At 74.5% G+C, this 16,040-nt stretch carries 13 protein-coding genes (1 of these 13 only partly in view); 6 read left to right on the top strand and 7 right to left on the bottom strand.

Going from position 1 to position 16,040, the window contains the following annotated elements; genetic code table 11:
* Window positions 1-49: 49 nt before the first annotated feature.
* Entirely contained in the window at window positions 50-1,414 is a 1,365-nt protein-coding gene (locus tag VQH23_RS07045; protein WP_338664921.1) for a hypothetical protein, read from the top strand.
* 115 nt (window positions 1,415-1,529) lie between these two features.
* Window positions 1,530-2,048: a MaoC family dehydratase gene (locus VQH23_RS07040; RefSeq protein WP_338664920.1), complete on the top strand. Its 519-nt coding sequence runs from the start codon at window positions 1,530-1,532 to the stop codon at window positions 2,046-2,048.
* 83 nt (window positions 2,049-2,131) lie between these two features.
* Here VQH23_RS07040 and VQH23_RS07035 read toward each other — a convergent pair whose 3' ends face one another.
* The 4 genes from VQH23_RS07035 to VQH23_RS07020 all read right to left on the bottom strand — a co-directional run bounded on the left by VQH23_RS07035 (window position 2,132) and on the right by VQH23_RS07020 (window position 5,383).
* Window positions 2,132-2,779, bottom strand: coding sequence for a glutathione S-transferase (locus VQH23_RS07035; protein ID WP_338664919.1), 648 nt, complete (start codon window positions 2,777-2,779; stop codon window positions 2,132-2,134).
* Window positions 2,780-3,142: 363 nt separating this feature from the next.
* Window positions 3,143-3,619, bottom strand: coding sequence for a GAF domain-containing protein (locus tag VQH23_RS07030; RefSeq protein ID WP_338664918.1), 477 nt, complete (start codon window positions 3,617-3,619; stop codon window positions 3,143-3,145).
* Window positions 3,612-4,622 carry a tripartite tricarboxylate transporter substrate binding protein gene (locus tag VQH23_RS07025; protein ID WP_338664917.1) on the bottom strand — a complete coding sequence of 337 codons (1,011 nt, stop codon included), beginning with the start codon at window positions 4,620-4,622 and terminating at the stop codon, window positions 3,612-3,614. Before VQH23_RS07025 ends, VQH23_RS07030 begins: the two co-directional genes overlap by 8 nt.
* Window positions 4,619-5,383, bottom strand: coding sequence for an FCD domain-containing protein (locus VQH23_RS07020; protein ID WP_338664916.1), 765 nt, complete (start codon window positions 5,381-5,383; stop codon window positions 4,619-4,621). Before VQH23_RS07020 ends, VQH23_RS07025 begins: the two co-directional genes overlap by 4 nt.
* A gap of 137 nt (window positions 5,384-5,520) precedes the next feature.
* On the opposite strand from VQH23_RS07020, the gene VQH23_RS07015 reads away from it, so the two are divergent.
* Window positions 5,521-7,302: a gamma-glutamyltransferase gene (locus VQH23_RS07015; protein WP_338664915.1), complete on the top strand. Its 1,782-nt coding sequence runs from the start codon at window positions 5,521-5,523 to the stop codon at window positions 7,300-7,302.
* 7 nt (window positions 7,303-7,309) lie between these two features.
* Here VQH23_RS07015 and VQH23_RS07010 read toward each other — a convergent pair whose 3' ends face one another.
* Window positions 7,310-7,771 (bottom strand): Lrp/AsnC ligand binding domain-containing protein, encoded by a 462-nt coding sequence (locus VQH23_RS07010; RefSeq protein WP_338664914.1) that lies wholly within the window; start codon window positions 7,769-7,771, stop codon window positions 7,310-7,312.
* Window positions 7,772-7,889: 118 nt separating this feature from the next.
* Between VQH23_RS07010 and putA the strand changes: the two genes are divergently transcribed.
* Entirely contained in the window at window positions 7,890-11,549 is a 3,660-nt protein-coding gene (gene putA, locus VQH23_RS07005) for a trifunctional transcriptional regulator/proline dehydrogenase/L-glutamate gamma-semialdehyde dehydrogenase (protein ID WP_338664913.1), read from the top strand.
* 69 nt (window positions 11,550-11,618) lie between these two features.
* Here putA and VQH23_RS07000 read toward each other — a convergent pair whose 3' ends face one another.
* Window positions 11,619-12,032, bottom strand: a complete 414-nt coding sequence (locus VQH23_RS07000; protein WP_338664912.1) for a hypothetical protein — start codon at window positions 12,030-12,032, stop codon at window positions 11,619-11,621.
* 157 nt (window positions 12,033-12,189) lie between these two features.
* Window positions 12,190-12,918 (bottom strand): SH3 domain-containing protein, encoded by a 729-nt coding sequence (locus VQH23_RS06995; RefSeq protein WP_338664911.1) that lies wholly within the window; start codon window positions 12,916-12,918, stop codon window positions 12,190-12,192.
* A gap of 211 nt (window positions 12,919-13,129) precedes the next feature.
* On the opposite strand from VQH23_RS06995, the gene VQH23_RS06990 reads away from it, so the two are divergent.
* Window positions 13,130-13,963: an SDR family oxidoreductase gene (locus VQH23_RS06990; RefSeq protein ID WP_338664910.1), complete on the top strand. Its 834-nt coding sequence runs from the start codon at window positions 13,130-13,132 to the stop codon at window positions 13,961-13,963.
* A 98-nt stretch (window positions 13,964-14,061) separates the two neighbouring features.
* A protein-coding gene (locus VQH23_RS06985; protein WP_338664909.1) for a helicase-related protein crosses the window boundary here: on the top strand, window positions 14,062-16,040 show its 5' portion. 415 nt of this gene lie beyond the right edge of the window; 1,979 of the gene's 2,394 nt are visible here — the first part of the coding sequence; the start codon lies at window positions 14,062-14,064; its stop codon lies off the right edge, out of view.

The following is a 16,040-nucleotide window of genomic DNA, read 5'->3' as shown; positions in this document are numbered from 1 at the left end:
TGTTAGGGGCATCAGGAGGCGCACCCCGTCCAGAGTTCAGATACCAGCCATGCCGAACCAAGAAGACCGCCTGGACGAAGCCGTGAGGACGGCCGTGGAGCTGGCGCGGGACGTCGCCGACGGCCTCGACGCGGTGCTCCTGACCCATTTCGCGGACGCCGATGCGCTGGACACCTTGCGGCCCGGCGAAACGGACCCCGAGACCGTCCGGGCGGTGAACCGGGCCGTCGCGGCCGAGATGCTCGCGGCCGGCGTCGAGGTGTTCGTGCAGCGGGCGGACCGGGGGGCGTTCCGGCGCTGGATGCAGGGGCGGGTGGACACGCCGGAGAGCCGCCGCGCCTGGATCGACCGGGACCGCCTTCTCCGGGGCGATGCCGCCCTCGGACTGCTCGGCCTCGGGCCGGCCGGCTCGCCCCCGCCGGAGCCTCGCCCCGGGGGGCAGCCCGGTCCCGCCGCGGACCGGCTGCTGGCTGCCTTCGTCGCCGGCGATGAGGACGAGCTCGACGCCCTGGCCCAGGACCTGCTGTCGGCGGGACGGGCCGAGGTGTTGGACCTGGCGATCCGGAAGGCCGCCGAGCGCCACGGGAACGGGAACGCGGAGGAGCTGGCCGCCACCCTTCTCTCGGTGGCGGCGGGCGGCGCGCTCGGCCCCTCGGGATGGGCGGAGCTGGTTGCCCTGCCGGTAGCCCTTCCCCCTGGGGGGCTGCCGGACGCGGCCGCCATCGCGGAGGGGCTGCTCGCCTCCGGGGCGCTGGAGGAGGCGCTCGAGGTCCGGTTCCTGCCGGGATGGCGAGCGCCGAAGATCCTCGCCGGCCTCTCACCCGGCGCCCTCCGGCGCGCGCTCCTCGACATGGTGGCGGGGGAGGAGCCCCGCGATCTGCCGCCGGGCGACGCGGAGGGGCTGCTGGCGGGCGGCTTCGGCGTGCTGGTCGGGCTGGAGATCGACTGGGACATCCCGGTCTGGGACGAGATCGCCGCGCAGGGCGGCCTGCCCCTCCCCGCCGGGGAGGACGAGGAGAGAATGACGCCGGAGGAGTCCCGCGCTGCCGCCTTGTTCGACGGCTGGCGCGGCGCGGTCTTCGAGGCGAGCGGCTGCGTGCCGCTGGCCCTGGTCCCGCTCCCCGAGACGGAGGCGGAGATCGCGGAGTTCCTGGACGAGGCGGGCGCGGGAACCCCTGGCCTGGAGGAGATCGTGGCCTTCATCGCCGGGGCCCGGCAGGTGGCCGGGGAGGAGGAGGTTGTCTGCCGCCTCGAGTTCGTCGGTGACGCGCTGGAGATGTCGCTCTTCACCGCGGGGGGACAATTCCTCGACAGCCTGACCCTCCCGCCGGAGCGGATGCCGGCGAAGGCCGTGGACATGCCGGCGATCATCGCGGGCTTCGTCCGGCTGGTCCGGGATGCGCCGGGTCGCTGACCGCGCCGGCGGGGCGGCCGGGCGCCGGGCGCCGGGCGGACCGCCGGGCCGTCATCGGCGGGGAAGGCACCCGGGATGCCCGGCCGCCGGGCGTGACGATGGGGAAGGAGCCGCGATGACGGAGGGAGAAGCGGGCTTCGATCCCCGCGCGCACCGGATGGTGGCGGAGCAGCGCTGGTTCGACGACTTCCGGATCGGCGAGCGCTTCCCGCTGCCCAGCCGCACCATGACGGAGGCGATCTTCCTCGCCTTCCAGGCCGCGAGCGGGGACAACCACCCCATCCACTACGACCGCGCCTACTGCCGCGCCCACGGGCTGCCGGACATGCTGGCCCATGGGTACCAGGTGGCCATCCAGACCGTGGCGGGGGCGGGCCTTTTCCCGCACCTCGTGCAGGACTCGCTGCGGGCCTTCCTGGAGCAGTCCAGCCGCTTCCTGCACCCGGTTTACGTTGGCGATACACTCTACGCGGCGCTGGAGGTGGACGAGCTGGCGCCGAACCGCACGACCGGCGTCGTCGGGCTGCGCAGCACCGTCCACAACCAGGGCGGCGTCCTCGTGCTGGACGGGCGGCACCGCTACCTCATCCGGCGGCATCCCGACATGACCCGCGGAGCCCCGGACCCCGGCTGACGGGCTCTTGCCCCTGAGGGAGACGACCGACGCCATCGAGCACGACGTGCGACGGCCGTTAGAGCCCGTCGGGGCGGCCGCCGCTACGTCATGGGCGGTGCAACATGGCGCTGGAAGGACGGCCGCTCGGCAAGGCGCCCGTACCAGGCCTCGAACCGGGGCAGGGCGGGCCGGTTCTCCACCTCCACGCCGAACCAGCGCCGGGCATAGGAACCGAGGGCGATGTCCGCGAGCGTGAGGGCCTCGCCCTCCACGTAGGGGTGCCCGTGCGCCAGATGGGCGTCGAGCACCCGCCACGCCTCGCCGGACGCCTTCGCCGCGGCGCGGATCGCCGCCATGTCGCGCTCCGCCGGGCGGGTGCGCACCATGCCCCAGAAGAGCGCCCGCTCGGCGGGCTGCAAGGTGGAGAGCACCCAGTCCAGCCACCGGTCCACCCGGGCGCGCGGCGCGGCGCCCTCGGGGTAGATGCCCTTCGTGCCCAGCCCCTGCTCGATCTCGCGGAGCGCGAGGTAGCGGAGAATGGAGTGGGACTCCCAGAGCACGACGTCGCCGTCCACCAGGGTCGGGATCCGGCCGTTCGGGTTCATGGCCCGGTACTCCGGGGTGTCCACGACGCCGAAGGCCATGCCCGCGTCCCGGCGCTCGAAAGCCAGGCCCAGCTCGTCGCAGCACCAGAGCACCTTCTGGACGTTGACGGAGTTCGCACGCCCCCAGACCAGCAGCGTCGTCATGGCATTTCCTTTCCCGGTCCCTGCTTCTCCGCCCGGATGCGACGGGTCCGCAAGGTTCGTCTCGGCCTTATGGCTGGCCCGCCGTGGCCAGAGGGAGGAAGAAGGAATTCTTCCTCCCTCCGGACCTCCCACCATCATCTTTTTCTTCGAGTTGGAGTCGTCCGGTTGACGGTGCGCCTCGGCTCCACGAGCCGAGGCGACTGCACGGGCAGGACGGGGTGCGGCAGGTTCCCGCGCATCGGTTCAGGTGGGTTCCGCGGCAGCCAAACGGGGATCCAAGGGCCTCAGGCCCTTGGCGGGAGAGGTCCGGAGAGGGCGGCGCCCTCTCCGGTCCCGAAAGTGCAGAACAAGGCCCCGCCGGGATCAGGCCCAGTCCGGCGCGGCGAGAAGGGCGAGCAGCCGCGCGACCTCGATCCGCTCCGGCGTCAGGGCCGGTTCGGGCCAGAGCAGGTTGAGCGTGCCGACGCAGCGGCCGCCCAGCACGACCGGCGCGTTGACGATGCTGCGCAGGCCGAGGCCGAGGATGACATCATGATCCGCGAAGTGCTCTCGGATCGCCGCCTCGCCCTCGCCCTCGAAGCGGCGCGCCTCCAGCAGCACCTGCCGGCCCCAGGGTGTGTCCCGCTTCGGCTTGCGGCCGCCGACCGGGTAGCTGTCCGGGTGGGAGCTGTAGAGGCGCTGCACCGTCATCGCTTCCCGGTCGAAGACCATGGCGGTGAGGAGCTGCTGCCCGGCCAGCGCGCGGCCGAGCCGGTCCGCGGCGCGGATCCGGGGCAGCGGCCCCTCGTCGCGGGCCGCGCTCTCGAAAGCTTCAATCAGGCCGGGCAGGAGGTCAGGCATCGGACTTGTCGATGCCGAGGTCCTGGATCAGCTTGCGCCACTTCACCGCGTCCGCGCGCAGTTGGGTGGCGAAGGCGGCGGGCGTCTCGTTCACCACCTCCACGCCGATCGCGGCCATCTTGTCCTTCACCTCGGGCAGCATCAGCGCGCGGTTGATCTCGGCGTTCAGCCGGCTCACCAGCGCGGGCGGCATGCCCTTCGGGCCGAGCGCGCCGTACCACACCGCCATCTCGAAGCCCGGCAGGCTCTCATTCACCGTCGGCACCTCCGGCAGCAGGGCGGAGCGGCGGCCCTCCGTCACGCCCAGCAGGCGCAGCCGGCCGGCGCGGACATGGTCCAGCGTCTGCGTGCCGGCGGAGAAGAAGAGCTGCGTCTGGCCGGCCACCGTGTCCAGCGTGGCGGGCGCGCCGCCGCGGTAGGGCACGTGCACCATGTCCAGCCCCGCCATCTGCGCGAACATGGCGGCGCAGAGATGGTTGGTGGAGCCGGGACCGGCGGAGGCGTAGGCGACCTTGCCGGGATTGGCCTTGGCGTAGGCGATGAACTCCGGGACCGTGCGGGCCGGCACGGAGGGGTGCACGACCATCGTGTTCAGCACGTAGGCCAGCAGCGCGATGGGGGTGAAGTCCTCCACGCCGTTGAAGGGCATGTTGCGGAACAGCGCGTCGTTCATCGCGTGCGTGCTCATTGTCGCGAAGAGCAGCGTCTGCCCGTCCGGCGCGGAGCGCGCGACATAGGCCGAGCCGATGTTGCCGGAGGCGCCGGAGCGGTTCTCCACCACGAAGGGCTGGCCGAAGGCGGCGCGCAGCGGCTCCGCCAGGATACGGCCGAGGATGTCGGTGGAACCGCCGGGCGCCCAGGGCACGATCACGCTGACGGGACGGCTAGGATAGCCCTCCTGCGCGCGCGCCGCGCGCGGCAGCGCCATCAGCGCTTGCGCGGCGAGGAGCGAGAGGGCGGCCCGACGGTGGAAGAGAGGGCGCGAGAGGTCGGGTGGGGTCATGGGCGGGAGGTCCTGCGAGACGGCGCTCGCTCAGCGGGTTCGGCCGTGTGGGCGTGTCCGTCCGCGTGTTCCCGCGGTTCCGGCGTGTCGTTCCAGCCGGCCTCCTCGCTCTGGATGGCGAGGTGGACCGACTGCAGGTGGGCGCGCATGGCGCGGCCGGCCGCAGCCGCGTCGCGCGCGGCGATAGCGGCGGCGATGGCCGCGTGCTCCTGCGCGGAGGCCTGGCGCATGGGCTTCGTGGTGATGGCGGCGCGCAGCCGGCCCCAGTCCGTCAGGGCACGGGCGGCCTCCACCGTCTCGAAGGCGGCGAGCAGAAGGGGGTTGTGGCAGGCGCGGGCGATGGCGCCGTGGAAGGCGCCGTCCCAGCGGCCCCAGCTTCTCTCGTCGCTCGTCTCGGCGCCGCGGCCGGCGGCGCGGGCGATCGCCGCGATGTCGGCCGCCGTCGCCTTGATCGCGGCGAGCGACGCCATAGCGGGCTCCAGCGTCATTCGCGCCTCCATGACGGCGAGCGGGTGGCTGGCCTGGGCCGCCGGGGCGGTGCGCCGGGCCGTGGCGGGCTTCGGGCCGAGGAAGGTGCCCTGGCCCACGCCGCGCCAGATCCGCCCCTGCAGCTCCATCTCGCCCAGCAGCTCCCGCAGGGCGCGCCGGCTGATGCCGAGGCGCGCGGTGAGCTGGCGCTCGGGCAGCAGGCGGTCGCCGGGCCCGAGGCCCACCTCCCGCAGGTGGGCCTCCAGCCGATGGGCGGCGGGGTGGGCGGGCATGGGACCTTTGCTAGATTGGTTTTGCCGGACCGGCAAGCTTTCTGCGGCAGGGTGCCTGAGCTAAAGAGAGTCAACGCCGGGACACGGCGGATCGATGTGGAACCATTCCTGATTGGTTCCGGCCCGGGAGCCCGTCCATGTTCACCACCCGTCCGGAGATCCGCGGCACCTTCGGCGCGGTGGCCACCACCCACTGGCTCGCCAGCGCCGTTGGCATGTCCGTGCTGGAGCGGGGCGGGAACGCCTTCGACGCGGCCGCGGCCGCCGGCTTCGTGCTGCAGATCGTGGAGCCGCACCTGAACGGACCGGGCGGCGAGGTGCCGATGATCCTCAAGCGCCACGACGCGGCGGAGCCGGTGGTGATCTGCGGCCAGGGCCCTTTCCCCATGGCCGCCACGCCGGAGCGCTTCGCGGCACTGGGGCTGCGCCAGGTGCCCGGCACCGGCCTGCTGCCCTCCGTCGTGCCCGGCGCCTTCGACGCCTGGATGCTGCTGCTGCGCGACCACGGCACCTGGTCCCCGCGCACCGTGCTGGAGGCCGCCATCGGCTACGCCGAGGAGGGCTTCCCCGTGCTGCCCCGCGTCTCCGCCTCCATCCTGCCGGCGCGCGAGTTCTTCCCCGCCGAGTGGCCCACATCGGCCGAGGTGTGGATCCCCGGCGGCGAGGTGCCGCGCCCGCGCAGCCGCTTCCGCACGCCCGGCATCGCCGCCACTTACCGCCGCATCCTTGCGGAGGCGGAGGCCGCCGGCGCCGACCGGGAACGCCAGATCCAGGGCGCGCGGGATGCCTTCTATCGCGGCTTCGTGGCGGAGGCGGTGGACCGCTTCTATCGCACGGCGGAGCTGATGGATTCCAGCGGCCGCCGCCACGGCGGCCTGCTGCGGGCGGACGACTTCGCGCGCTACGAGGCGCGGGTGGAGCGCACCGTCTCCCGCGACCATGCGGGCGTGACGGTGCACAAGACCGGCCCCTGGGGGCAGGGGCCCGTGCTGCTGCAGACCCTCGCGCTGCTGGAGGACTACGACATCGCCGCGATGGACCCGGCCGGGGAGAGATTCGTGCACACGGTGGTGGAGTGCATGAAGCTCGCCTACGCCGACCGCGAGGTGTTCTACGGCGACCCGGACGCCTCCGACATCCCGCTCGATACCCTCCTCTCCCGCGACTACGCCGATCGCCGCCGCGCGCTAGTGGGGGAGACGGCCTCCATGGACCTCACCCCCGGCGACCTGCCCGGCGCGGCGGAGGCGATGCGCCGCATCCTCGCCATGGCGGGCGCGGAGACGCCCGTGGGCATCGGCCACGGCGAGCCCACCTTCGCGCCCCTGCCGGTGGAGTGGGGCGACACGGTCCACCTCGACGTCGTGGACCGCTGGGGCAACATGATCTCCGCCACGCCCTCCGGCGGCTGGCTGCAATCCTCCCCCGCCGTGCCCGGCCTCGGCTTCTCCATCTCCACCCGCGGGCAGATGGGCTGGCTCAACGCCGGCCTGCCGAGCGACCTGCGGCCGGGCACGCGCCCGCGCACCACGCTGACCCCGACGCTGGTGACGCGGGACGGGGAGGCGATCCTCGCCATGGGCACGCCGGGCGGCGACCAGCAGGACCAGTGGACGCTGGCGGTGCTGCTGCGGCGCCTGCACCACGGGCTGGACCTGCAGGCCTCGATCGACCTGCCGCTCTTCACCAGCAAGCACTTCCCGCAATCCTTCTATCCCCGCACCTTCGAGGCGGGGCGGCTGCTGGTGGAGGACCGGCTGGGCCCGGACGCCATCGCCGCGCTGGAGCGGCGCGGGCACCGGGTGAAGGTGGAGGACTCCTGGTCGCTCGGCCGCGTCTGCGCGGTGGGGCGGGAGGACGGCTTCGTCATCGCCGCCGCCACGCCGCGGCTGATGCAGGCCTACGCCATCGGGCGATAGCGCGGGCCTACAGCGGCAGCGGGGCGTCCGACTTCACCTCCTCCATCACGGCGTAGGTCCGCGTCTCCCGCACGCCGGGCAGGGCGAGGAGCACCTTGCCCAGGAAGTCGCGATAGGCGGCCATGTCGCGCACCCGCGTCTTGACGAGGTAGTCGAAGCCGCCCGCGACCATGTGGCACTCCAGCACCTCCGGCGCGCGGTTCACGGCGGCGGCGAAGCGGTCGAAGACGTCGGGGGTGGTCTTGTCCAGCAGCACCTCCACGAAAACGAGCAGGCCGAAGCCGAGGCGATGCGGGTCCAGCCGCGCGGCGTAGCCGGTGATCAGCCCCTCCTTCAGCAGCCGCCGCGTCCGCTCGCTCGTCGCGGTGGGGGAGAGGCCGATGCGGTCCGCGAGCTCGAGGTTGGGGATCCGCCCCTCGCGCTGGAGGATGGACAGGATCATGCGGTCGGTCCGGTCGATCTCCTGCATGAAACGCTCCGCTGCCACTTATCCGTGGTGAATCCTACGGCACCCCGCCTGAGATCGCCATGTTCATTCGCCGGGCGCGGGGACAATCTCCGGTCGTCCAGCCGGGATCGCCGCGACCATGAGAACCGACACGACCGAGACCGCGCCGCGCCCTTTCCAGGCCTTCGCGGAGGAGCTGCCCTCCCCCTCCCCGCTGCGCGCCGCGGTGACGGCCGCCTACCGCCGGCGGGAGGAGGATTGCCTGCCGCCGCTGATCGAGGCGGCGTCCCTCTCGCCCGGGCAGGACGACGCGGCCGGCGCCCTCGCCCGCCGCCTCGTGACCGCGCTTCGCGGCAAGCGCCGCGGCGGCGGGGTGGAGGCGCTGGTGCAGGAGTTCTCCCTCTCCAGCGGGGAGGGCGTGGCGCTGATGTGCCTCGCCGAGGCCCTGCTGCGCATCCCCGACGCCGCCACGCGCGACGCCCTGATCCGCGACAAGATCGGCGGCGGGGACTGGCGTGCGCATCTCGGCCACTCCCCTTCCCTCTTCGTCAACGCCGCCACCTGGGGGCTGGTGGTGACGGGCCGCCTCTCCTCCACCAACAGCGAGGCGGGGCTGGGCGCGGCGCTAACGCGGCTGATCGCGCGCGCGGGCGAGCCGGTGATCCGCCGCGGCGTGGACCTGGCCATGCGGATGATGGGCGAGAGGTTCGTCACCGGCCAGACGATCGAGGAGGCCCTGTCCCGCAGCCGTGCCATGGAGGCGAAGGGCTTCCGCTACTCCTACGACATGCTCGGCGAGGCGGCGACGACGGCGGAGGATGCGGCGCGCTACCTGCGCGACTACGAGAGCGCGATCCACGCCATCGGCGCGGTCTCGGCGGGGCGCGGGATCGTCGGGGGGCCGGGCATCTCCATCAAGCTCTCCGCCCTGCACCCACGCTACGCCCGCGCGCAGCGGGCGCGAGTGATGGCGGAGCTGCTGCCGCGCCTGGCGGGGCTGGCCGCCCTCGCGCGCCGCTACGACATCGGGCTGAACATCGACGCGGAGGAGGCGGACCGGCTGGAGCTCTCGCTCGACCTGCTGGAGGCGCTCTGCCACGACAGGCGGCTGGCCGGCTGGAACGGGGTGGGCTTCGTGGTCCAGGCCTACCAGCGCCGCGCGCCCTTCGTGATCGACTTCGTGGTCGATCTCGCGCGCCGGACGGGGCGGCGCATGATGGTGCGGCTGGTCAAGGGCGCCTACTGGGACAGCGAGATCAAGCGCGCCCAGGTCGACGGGCTGGAGAGCTTTCCGGTCTTCACGCGCAAGGTCCACACGGACGTCTCCTACCTCGCCTGCGCGCGGCGGCTGCTGGCGGCGCCGGACGCGGTGTTCCCGCAATTCGCCACGCACAACGCGCGCAGCGTGGCCGCGATCCACGAGATGGCGGACCTCGCCGCGTGGCATCCCGGCCAGTACGAGTTCCAGTGCCTGCACGGCATGGGCGAGCCGCTCTACGAGGAGGTGGTGGGGCACGGGCATCTCGACCGGCCCTGCCGGATCTACGCCCCGGTGGGCACGCACGAGACGCTGCTGGCCTATCTCGTGCGCCGGTTGCTGGAGAACGGCGCCAACTCCTCCTTCGTGAACCGCATCAACGACCCGGAGGTGCCGGTGGAGGCGCTGGCGGCCGATCCGGTGGCGGAGGCGCGCGCCCTCTCGCCGGTCGGCCGCCCGCATGACGGCATCGCGCGGCCGCGCGACCTGTTCGGGGCGGCGCGCGAGAACTCGGCCGGGCTGGACCTGACGGATGAGGACCGGCTGGCCGCGCTGGCCGCGGCGCTGCGGGACGGCACCGCGCCGCCCCGAGTCGTGCCCCTCCGGGCCGTGCCGCTGCTGGGCGACGGCAGCGGCGAAGGGGAAGCGCGGGAGGTCCGCAACCCTGCCGACCGACGCGACCTGGTGGGGCATGTGGTCGAGGCCACGGACGACGTGGTGGACGCCGCCCTTCGCCAAGCGGAGGCCGCCGCGTCCGGCTGGGCCGCAACGCCGCCGGCGGCGCGCGCCGCGGTGCTGGAGCGCGCGGCCGGGCTGATGGAGGTGCGCATGGGCGCGCTGCTCGGCCCCATCGTGCGGGAGGCGGGCAAGTCCCTGCCCAACGCGGTCGGCGAGGTGCGGGAGGCCGTGGACTTCCTGCGCTACTACGCCGTCGCGGCCCGGGGCTTCGGGGCGGGGCACCGCCCGCTCGGGCCCGTGGCCTGCATCTCGCCCTGGAACTTCCCGCTGGCGATCTTCACGGGGCAGGTCGCGGCCGCGCTGGCGGCGGGGAACCCCGTGCTGGCCAAGCCGGCGGAGGAGGTGCCGCTGATCGCCTCCCTCGCCGTGGGCCTGCTGCGGGAGGCCGGGGTGCCGCCCGCCGCGCTGCAGCTCCTGCCCGGGGATGGCAGGGTGGGTGCGCGGCTGGTGGCCGATGCGCGCGTCCAGGGCGTGATGTTCACCGGGTCGACCGAGGTGGCGCGGCTGATCGGGCGCGGGCTGGCCGGGCGCCTCGGCGCCACCGGCGCGCCCGTCCCGCTGATTGCCGAGACGGGCGGGCAGAACGCGCTGGTGGTGGACAGCTCGGCACTGGCCGAGCAGGTGGTGGCCGACGTCCTCGCCTCGGCCTTCGACAGCGCGGGGCAGCGCTGCTCCGCGCTCCGCGTGCTCTGCCTGCAGGAGGAGGTGGCGGAGCGCGTGCTGACGATGCTGAAGGGCGCGCTGGCGGAGCTCTCCGTCGACAATCCGGACCGCTTGTCCACCGATATCGGCCCTGTCATCACCGAGGAGGCCCGCGCCGGCATCCAGGGCCATGTGGACGCCATGCGCGCGGCGGGCCGCCCGGTTCACGCCCTGTCGCTGCCGGATGGGTGCCGCCACGGCAGCTTCGTCGCGCCCGCCATCGTTGAGATCGGCGGCATGGCCGAGCTGGAGCGGGAGGTCTTCGGCCCGGTGCTGCACGTGCTGCGCTTCCGGCGCGACGGGATGGAGGCGCTGATGCGCGACATCAACGCCATGGGCTACGGCCTGACCTTCGGCGTGCACTCCCGCATCGACGAGACGATCGAGCGCCTGACCGCCGCCTCCCGCGCGGGCAACGTCTACGTCAACCGCAACCTCATCGGGGCGGTGGTGGGCGTGCAGCCCTTCGGCGGCCACGGCCTCTCCGGCACCGGGCCGAAGGCGGGCGGGCCGCTCCTCCTGCGCCGCCTCCTCGCCGAGGCCCCGCTCCGGCCGGACCTGCCCGCCGCCGGGCCGCGACCGGCCCTGCAGGCCCTCACGGCCTGGCTGCGGGAGGAGGGGAGGGCGGAGCTGGCCGGGCTCTGCGCGCGCCAGGGGCAGGCGGCGGGGCTGGGGGTGACGATGGAGCTGCCCGGCCCGGTGGGGGAGCGGAATCTCTACGCCCTGCACCCCCGCGGCGCCGTGCTGTGCCGGGGCGCGACGGGCGACGGGCTGCTGGTCCAGATCGCCGTCTGCCTTGCCACCGGCAATGCCGCGCGGGTCGGGGCGGCGGCGCTCGCGCGGCTCGGCGGCCTGCCGCCGGCCGTCCGCGCGCATCTCCGGGCCGGGGACGACGTGGCGGGGAGCGATGCCGTGCTCTTCGGCGGGGAGGACGGGGCCCTGCCCGGCCTGCTGCGGGAGGTGGCCGGGACGCCCGGGCCGATCCGCCCGGTGGTCACGGCCCGGGAAGGCCTCTACCCGCCGGACATGCTGGTGGCGGAGCGCTCCGTCAGCACGAACACCGCGGCGGCCGGGGGAAATGCCGGCCTGATGAGCCTCTGACGCCGATGGGCCCCGGGTCCCGGACCCGGGGTGACGGGCTGGCGGCGGGGTATCGGCGCCCCGGCCTCCCTACGGCACCCTGAAGCGGCCCGGCGCCTCGATGCCGAGCTCGGCGCCCCTGGCGTCGAAGGCCTCGTCGTAGATTCGTGCCAGGCGGCCCTTCGGCATCCCGCCGGCCCCGTCCTCCCCGACCAGCTCCTGCATGGCGGGCAGGCCGGCCTCGACGGCGACGGCCAGGAGATGGGAGGCCTGGGCCGTGAGGCCGGCGGAATGCATCGTCTCCACCGCGAGCCTCGCCTCGGCCACGGCGAGCTGCTGCTCGAGCGCCGCGACCTGCCCCTCCAGCCCGTCGGCCCGCAGCGCCTGCCCGGCGGCGGCGGCCCGCAGCGCGTCCACCCTTGCCGTGACGGCGGCGGCCGCCTCCTCGAGGCGGCCCACGGGAAGAAGGTCGAGGCCGGACTGCGCGGCTTGTTGCTCGGGCATCGGAACCTCCTGGGCCGGATGGGCGCCAGCCATAATGCGATCCTGCCGGGCAGGAAATGCCGCCGGCGCGCCGGCGCCGGCCATGAGAAGGGCCGCCGCCATGGCCGGGGCGACAAGGGAGCCGTGGCTCCCTTGTGCGCTCCTCATGAGACGCTTCTCAGGGACGCTCGAGCATCGAGCCGTGGATCCACCCCGCCGGCTCCCCCTCTCCCACCTGGTACCACCCCCCGGGCGCCTCCGCGAAGACCCGCAGCCGCGTCCCCCTCGGCACCACGCGCAGGACCGCGCCGCCGCCGGCCGGGCTGCTCCGGAGGTTGACCGGGTGGGCCGAGGTCGTCGTGACCGACCCCTGCGCGGAAGGGCTTCCGGCGGGCGGAGGGGCGGGCGGCGGGGCCTGCGCGGGGGCCTGCGCAGGAGCCGGGGCCGGGGCCGCTGGGGGCGGGGTTGCGGTGGCCGGCACGGGCGGGAGGGGCGGGACGGAGCGCGCGGAGGTCGGTCCGCCGCCGTCGAAGCAGCGGGTGTTCGTCTCCACGTAGGTGCGGGTGGCCTCCGCGCTGCCGGTGGCGACGAACTGCTCCACCCTCTCCCCGTTCGGGCTGACGACGGAGACGAAGGGCAGGTACGGATCCTCCACCGCGCCGGTGAGGTTCACCTGCCCGCAGACCGCGTAACCCCCCTGGGCCTGCCGGTGCGCGACCACGCCCCTGAGCCGGGCGGCCGGCGCGATGTTGCGGGCCGTGGAGCGCAGCCGCTCCTCGGCCACCCGGCTCGCGGCCGCGGCCTCCGCCGCCTGCTCGGCCTGGAGGCGTTTCCTCTTCGTCTCCGCGTCGTCGCAGGCGGCCGTGAGCGCGGTGAGCAACAGGAACGCTACAAGCCCGAGGCGCATGCATCCTCCTCTCGTGGTGATGGGCGTCATCCGGTACCGGAGACGGGGCGGCGACGGTCCGGGAAGCACCCTGCCCATCCCCCTGCCGGCGGGGGGCAGAGGTGCCGCGACGCGCGCCTTCCCCTAGCATGACGCCGCGACGGACAGGACACCTCCGGCCCTCCCCCGACGCGGTGTCGGGGATCGGCCCCAGGGATCGGGAGCATCCGCCATGACAGGTGCGGCCTATTTCGAGAGCCTCTTCTCCCTCTCCGGCAGGACGGCGCTGGTGACGGGCGGGGCCACGGGCATCGGCCGCATCATCGCGGAGGCGCTGGTCCGGGCCGGGGCGAGCGTGCTGATCGCCTCCCGCAAGGGGGAGGCCTGCGCCGCCGTCGCGGAGGAGCTGAACGCCCTGGGGGCAGCGGGACGCGCCGAGGGCATGGCCGGGGATGTGGGGGGCGAGGCGGGGGTCCAGGCCCTGGCCGCGGGGGTGGGGGAGCGCGCGGCGCGGCTGGACATCCTGGTGAACAATGCGGGCCGGAGCTGGGGGGCGCCGCTGGGCTCCTTTCCCTTCAAGGGCTGGGAAGGGGTGATGTCCGTCAACGTCGCCGGCCTCTTCAGCCTCACCCAGGCCCTCCTGCCGATGCTGGAGGCGGCGGCGACGGCGGAGCACCCGGCGCGCGTCGTCAACCTTGGCTCGGTGATGGGCACACAGCCCATGGGGAACCGCGCCTACTCCTACGCCGCCTCCAAGGCCGCCGTGCACCACCTCACGCGGATCCTGGCCCAGGAACTGGCAGGGCGGCACATCACCGTGAACGCCTTCGCGCCCGGCCCCTTCGAGAGCCGCATGATGGCCTTCGCCACCGCCGACGCGGAGGCGCGGGCGCGCACGGCGGCCGGGGTTCCCATGGGCCGGCTCGGGCGGGCGGAGGATATCGCGGCCGCGCTGCTCTTCCTCTGCGGCCGGGGCGGCTCCTACACGACCGGGGCGATCCTGCCGATCGACGGCGGGAAGCATGTCATGACCGGGCACCGCTACTACCTCGACGAGGAGGGCTGACCCGTGGCGCAGGTTTGCCGGAGAACCACACCTCCGCGGCGGGCGTTGAGCCCCCTGCCCCGGCCGTGTCCGGCCAGTGCGATGGGATGGGAGAACAGATGAAGCCGCGCCAGCCCTCCGCCGAGCTCGCTTCGTTGGATACGGCGGGCGGCCCGGAGACCGATTCGGCGCGGTCGCGCGGGCCGGCCAAGGCCTCATCGCTCGAGACCCGGCGGCAGACCTGGCGCGAGAGGCTGGCCGCGCTGGCGCGGCAGGCCCCGGCGCTGCCCGCGCGCCAGGACGACATCGACGTGGCGGCCGACAGCCTCGGCGGTGCCGAGGCGGGCGACGCCGCCCTTCTCGCCGCCCTGCGGGAGGCCGTGCTGGCGCGGCTGTCCGGCTACGGCACGCCCGAGACCGCCCTGGCCGCGGCGCTTGGGGACCTGCCGAAGGGGACCTCCGGGGAGGCCACGCTGGAGGCGGTCGGGCATTGCGCGGCGCTCGTCGCGGAGGCCTACGCCATGTCGGCGCCGGTGACGGAGACCTTCGTGTTCCGGGCGATGGACACGGAGCGCCGCCGCCGGGGCGAGCGCCGCGCCGCGGCGAGGGTGGCGCGCGAGACCCAGGCGGCGGAGGAGCGGCGCCTCAAGGAGTGGGAGAGCTCGCTCGTCGGCGCCGAGGCGGTGCCCGCCCTGCTCGGCTGCACGCGGCACGAGGCGGAGCGCTGGATCCGGGCGGGGATCGTGCCGGCGGCGCGGCGGGTTACCGTGCGGCGCGGCGGGCGGACGACCCAGGAGCAGGAGTTCGACCCCGCGGCGCTGGAGGCGCTGCGTGGCGAGGTCCAGGCTTGGCGCGATGCGGAAGCGGGGCGGAAGCCCGGTGAGGGAAGGGGCGGAAGCGAGCGCGGGGAGGGGGCGCCGGAGCGGGGATCGGAGCGGGGCTCGGAGCCGGGGCGGCGGATCAGCAACGCCGCCGTGGCGCGGATCGCCGGGCTGGACCGCTACGCCGCCCATTTCGCCACCGCCCGCGCGCTGGACCGCCGGCTGATCGCCTGCCTCGGCCCGACGAATTCCGGGAAGACCTATTTCGGCCTGAGCCGGCTGGCCGAGGCGGAGAGCGGGATCGCGCTCGGCCCGCTGCGGCTCCTCGCGCACGAGTACCGCGAGGCGCTGGAGGCCCGGGGCGTCCCGACCGCCCTCTACACTGGGGAGGAGCGGATTCCCGTGCCGGGCAGCCGCCACACGGCGGCGACCGTGGAGATGTGCCCGTTCGGGAACCCGGTGGACGTGGCGGTGATCGACGAGGTGCAGATGCTCGCCGATCCCGAGCGCGGGGCCGCCTGGACCGCCGCCATCATGGGCGTGCCGGCGCGGCAGGTGATCCTCCTCGGCGCACCCGACGCGGCGCCCATGCTCCGGCGCATCGCCGCCCTCTGCGGCGACCCGATCGAGGAGGTGCGGCTGGAGCGGATGGGTCCGCTGGCGGCGGCGCCGACCCCTGTCCCGCTGAGCGAGGTGGGCCGCGGCGACGCCGTGATCGCCTTCTCGCGCCGCGAGGTCTTCGCGCTGCGGGCCGAGCTGATGCGGCGCGGGCGGAGTGTGGCCGTGATCTACGGGGCGCTGGGGCCGACGGTGCGGCGCGCCGAGGCCAGGCGCTTCCGGGACGGCGAGGCGGAGGTGCTGGTCGCGACCGACGCGATCGGGATGGGGCTGAACATCGGCCCGCTGCGGCGCGTCGTGTTCTCCGCGCTGACGAAGTACGACGGGAAGGAGGACCGCCCCCTCACCGCGCAGGAGATCAAGCAGATCGGGGGCCGCGCCGGCCGCTTCGGCGGGGCGCACGCGGAGGGGATCGTGGCCGTGCTCGCGGGGTCCGACGACCCCCGGGCGATCGGCCGCGCCCTGAAGGCGGCCCCGGAGCCGCCGGAGGACCTGCGCCCGCCCGTGGCGCCCGACGCCGAGATCGTGGCGGCGGTGGCGGCCGAGATGGGGACGGAGAGCCTGTTCGGCACGCTCCGGCGAATCGAGCGCGCGGTGCTGCGGCGGGACGACCCGAATTACCGCCTCGGCGACCTCTCCACCCCGCTGGCCATCGCCGC

It is taken from the genome of Pararoseomonas sp. SCSIO 73927, from assembly GCF_037040815.1.
Classification (GTDB): domain Bacteria; phylum Pseudomonadota; class Alphaproteobacteria; order Acetobacterales; family Acetobacteraceae; genus Roseomonas.
Note: the sequence above shows the minus strand (reverse complement) of the source record. Positions and strands in the feature narration are given on the sequence as shown.

Bases quoted from the DNA above. Each gene is read 5' to 3' on its own strand.
- VQH23_RS07020 (WP_338664916.1), bottom strand. From the start codon at position 5,383: ATGCCCGCCCACCCCGCCGCCCATCGGCTGGAGGCCCACCTGCGGGAG.
- putA (WP_338664913.1), top strand. From the start codon at position 7,890: ATGAGAACCGACACGACCGAGACCGCGCCGCGCCCTTTCCAGGCCTTC.
- VQH23_RS07045 (WP_338664921.1), top strand. From the start codon at position 50: ATGCCGAACCAAGAAGACCGCCTGGACGAAGCCGTGAGGACGGCCGTG.
- VQH23_RS07040 (WP_338664920.1), top strand. From the start codon at position 1,530: ATGACGGAGGGAGAAGCGGGCTTCGATCCCCGCGCGCACCGGATGGTG.
- VQH23_RS06990 (WP_338664910.1), top strand. From the start codon at position 13,130: ATGACAGGTGCGGCCTATTTCGAGAGCCTCTTCTCCCTCTCCGGCAGG.
- VQH23_RS06995 (WP_338664911.1), bottom strand. From the start codon at position 12,918: ATGCGCCTCGGGCTTGTAGCGTTCCTGTTGCTCACCGCGCTCACGGCC.
- VQH23_RS07030 (WP_338664918.1), bottom strand. From the start codon at position 3,619: ATGCCTGACCTCCTGCCCGGCCTGATTGAAGCTTTCGAGAGCGCGGCC.
- VQH23_RS07000 (WP_338664912.1), bottom strand. From the start codon at position 12,032: ATGCCCGAGCAACAAGCCGCGCAGTCCGGCCTCGACCTTCTTCCCGTG.
- VQH23_RS07010 (WP_338664914.1), bottom strand. From the start codon at position 7,771: ATGCAGGAGATCGACCGGACCGACCGCATGATCCTGTCCATCCTCCAG.
- VQH23_RS07035 (WP_338664919.1), bottom strand. From the start codon at position 2,779: ATGACGACGCTGCTGGTCTGGGGGCGTGCGAACTCCGTCAACGTCCAG.
- VQH23_RS07015 (WP_338664915.1), top strand. From the start codon at position 5,521: ATGTTCACCACCCGTCCGGAGATCCGCGGCACCTTCGGCGCGGTGGCC.
- VQH23_RS07025 (WP_338664917.1), bottom strand. From the start codon at position 4,622: ATGACCCCACCCGACCTCTCGCGCCCTCTCTTCCACCGTCGGGCCGCC.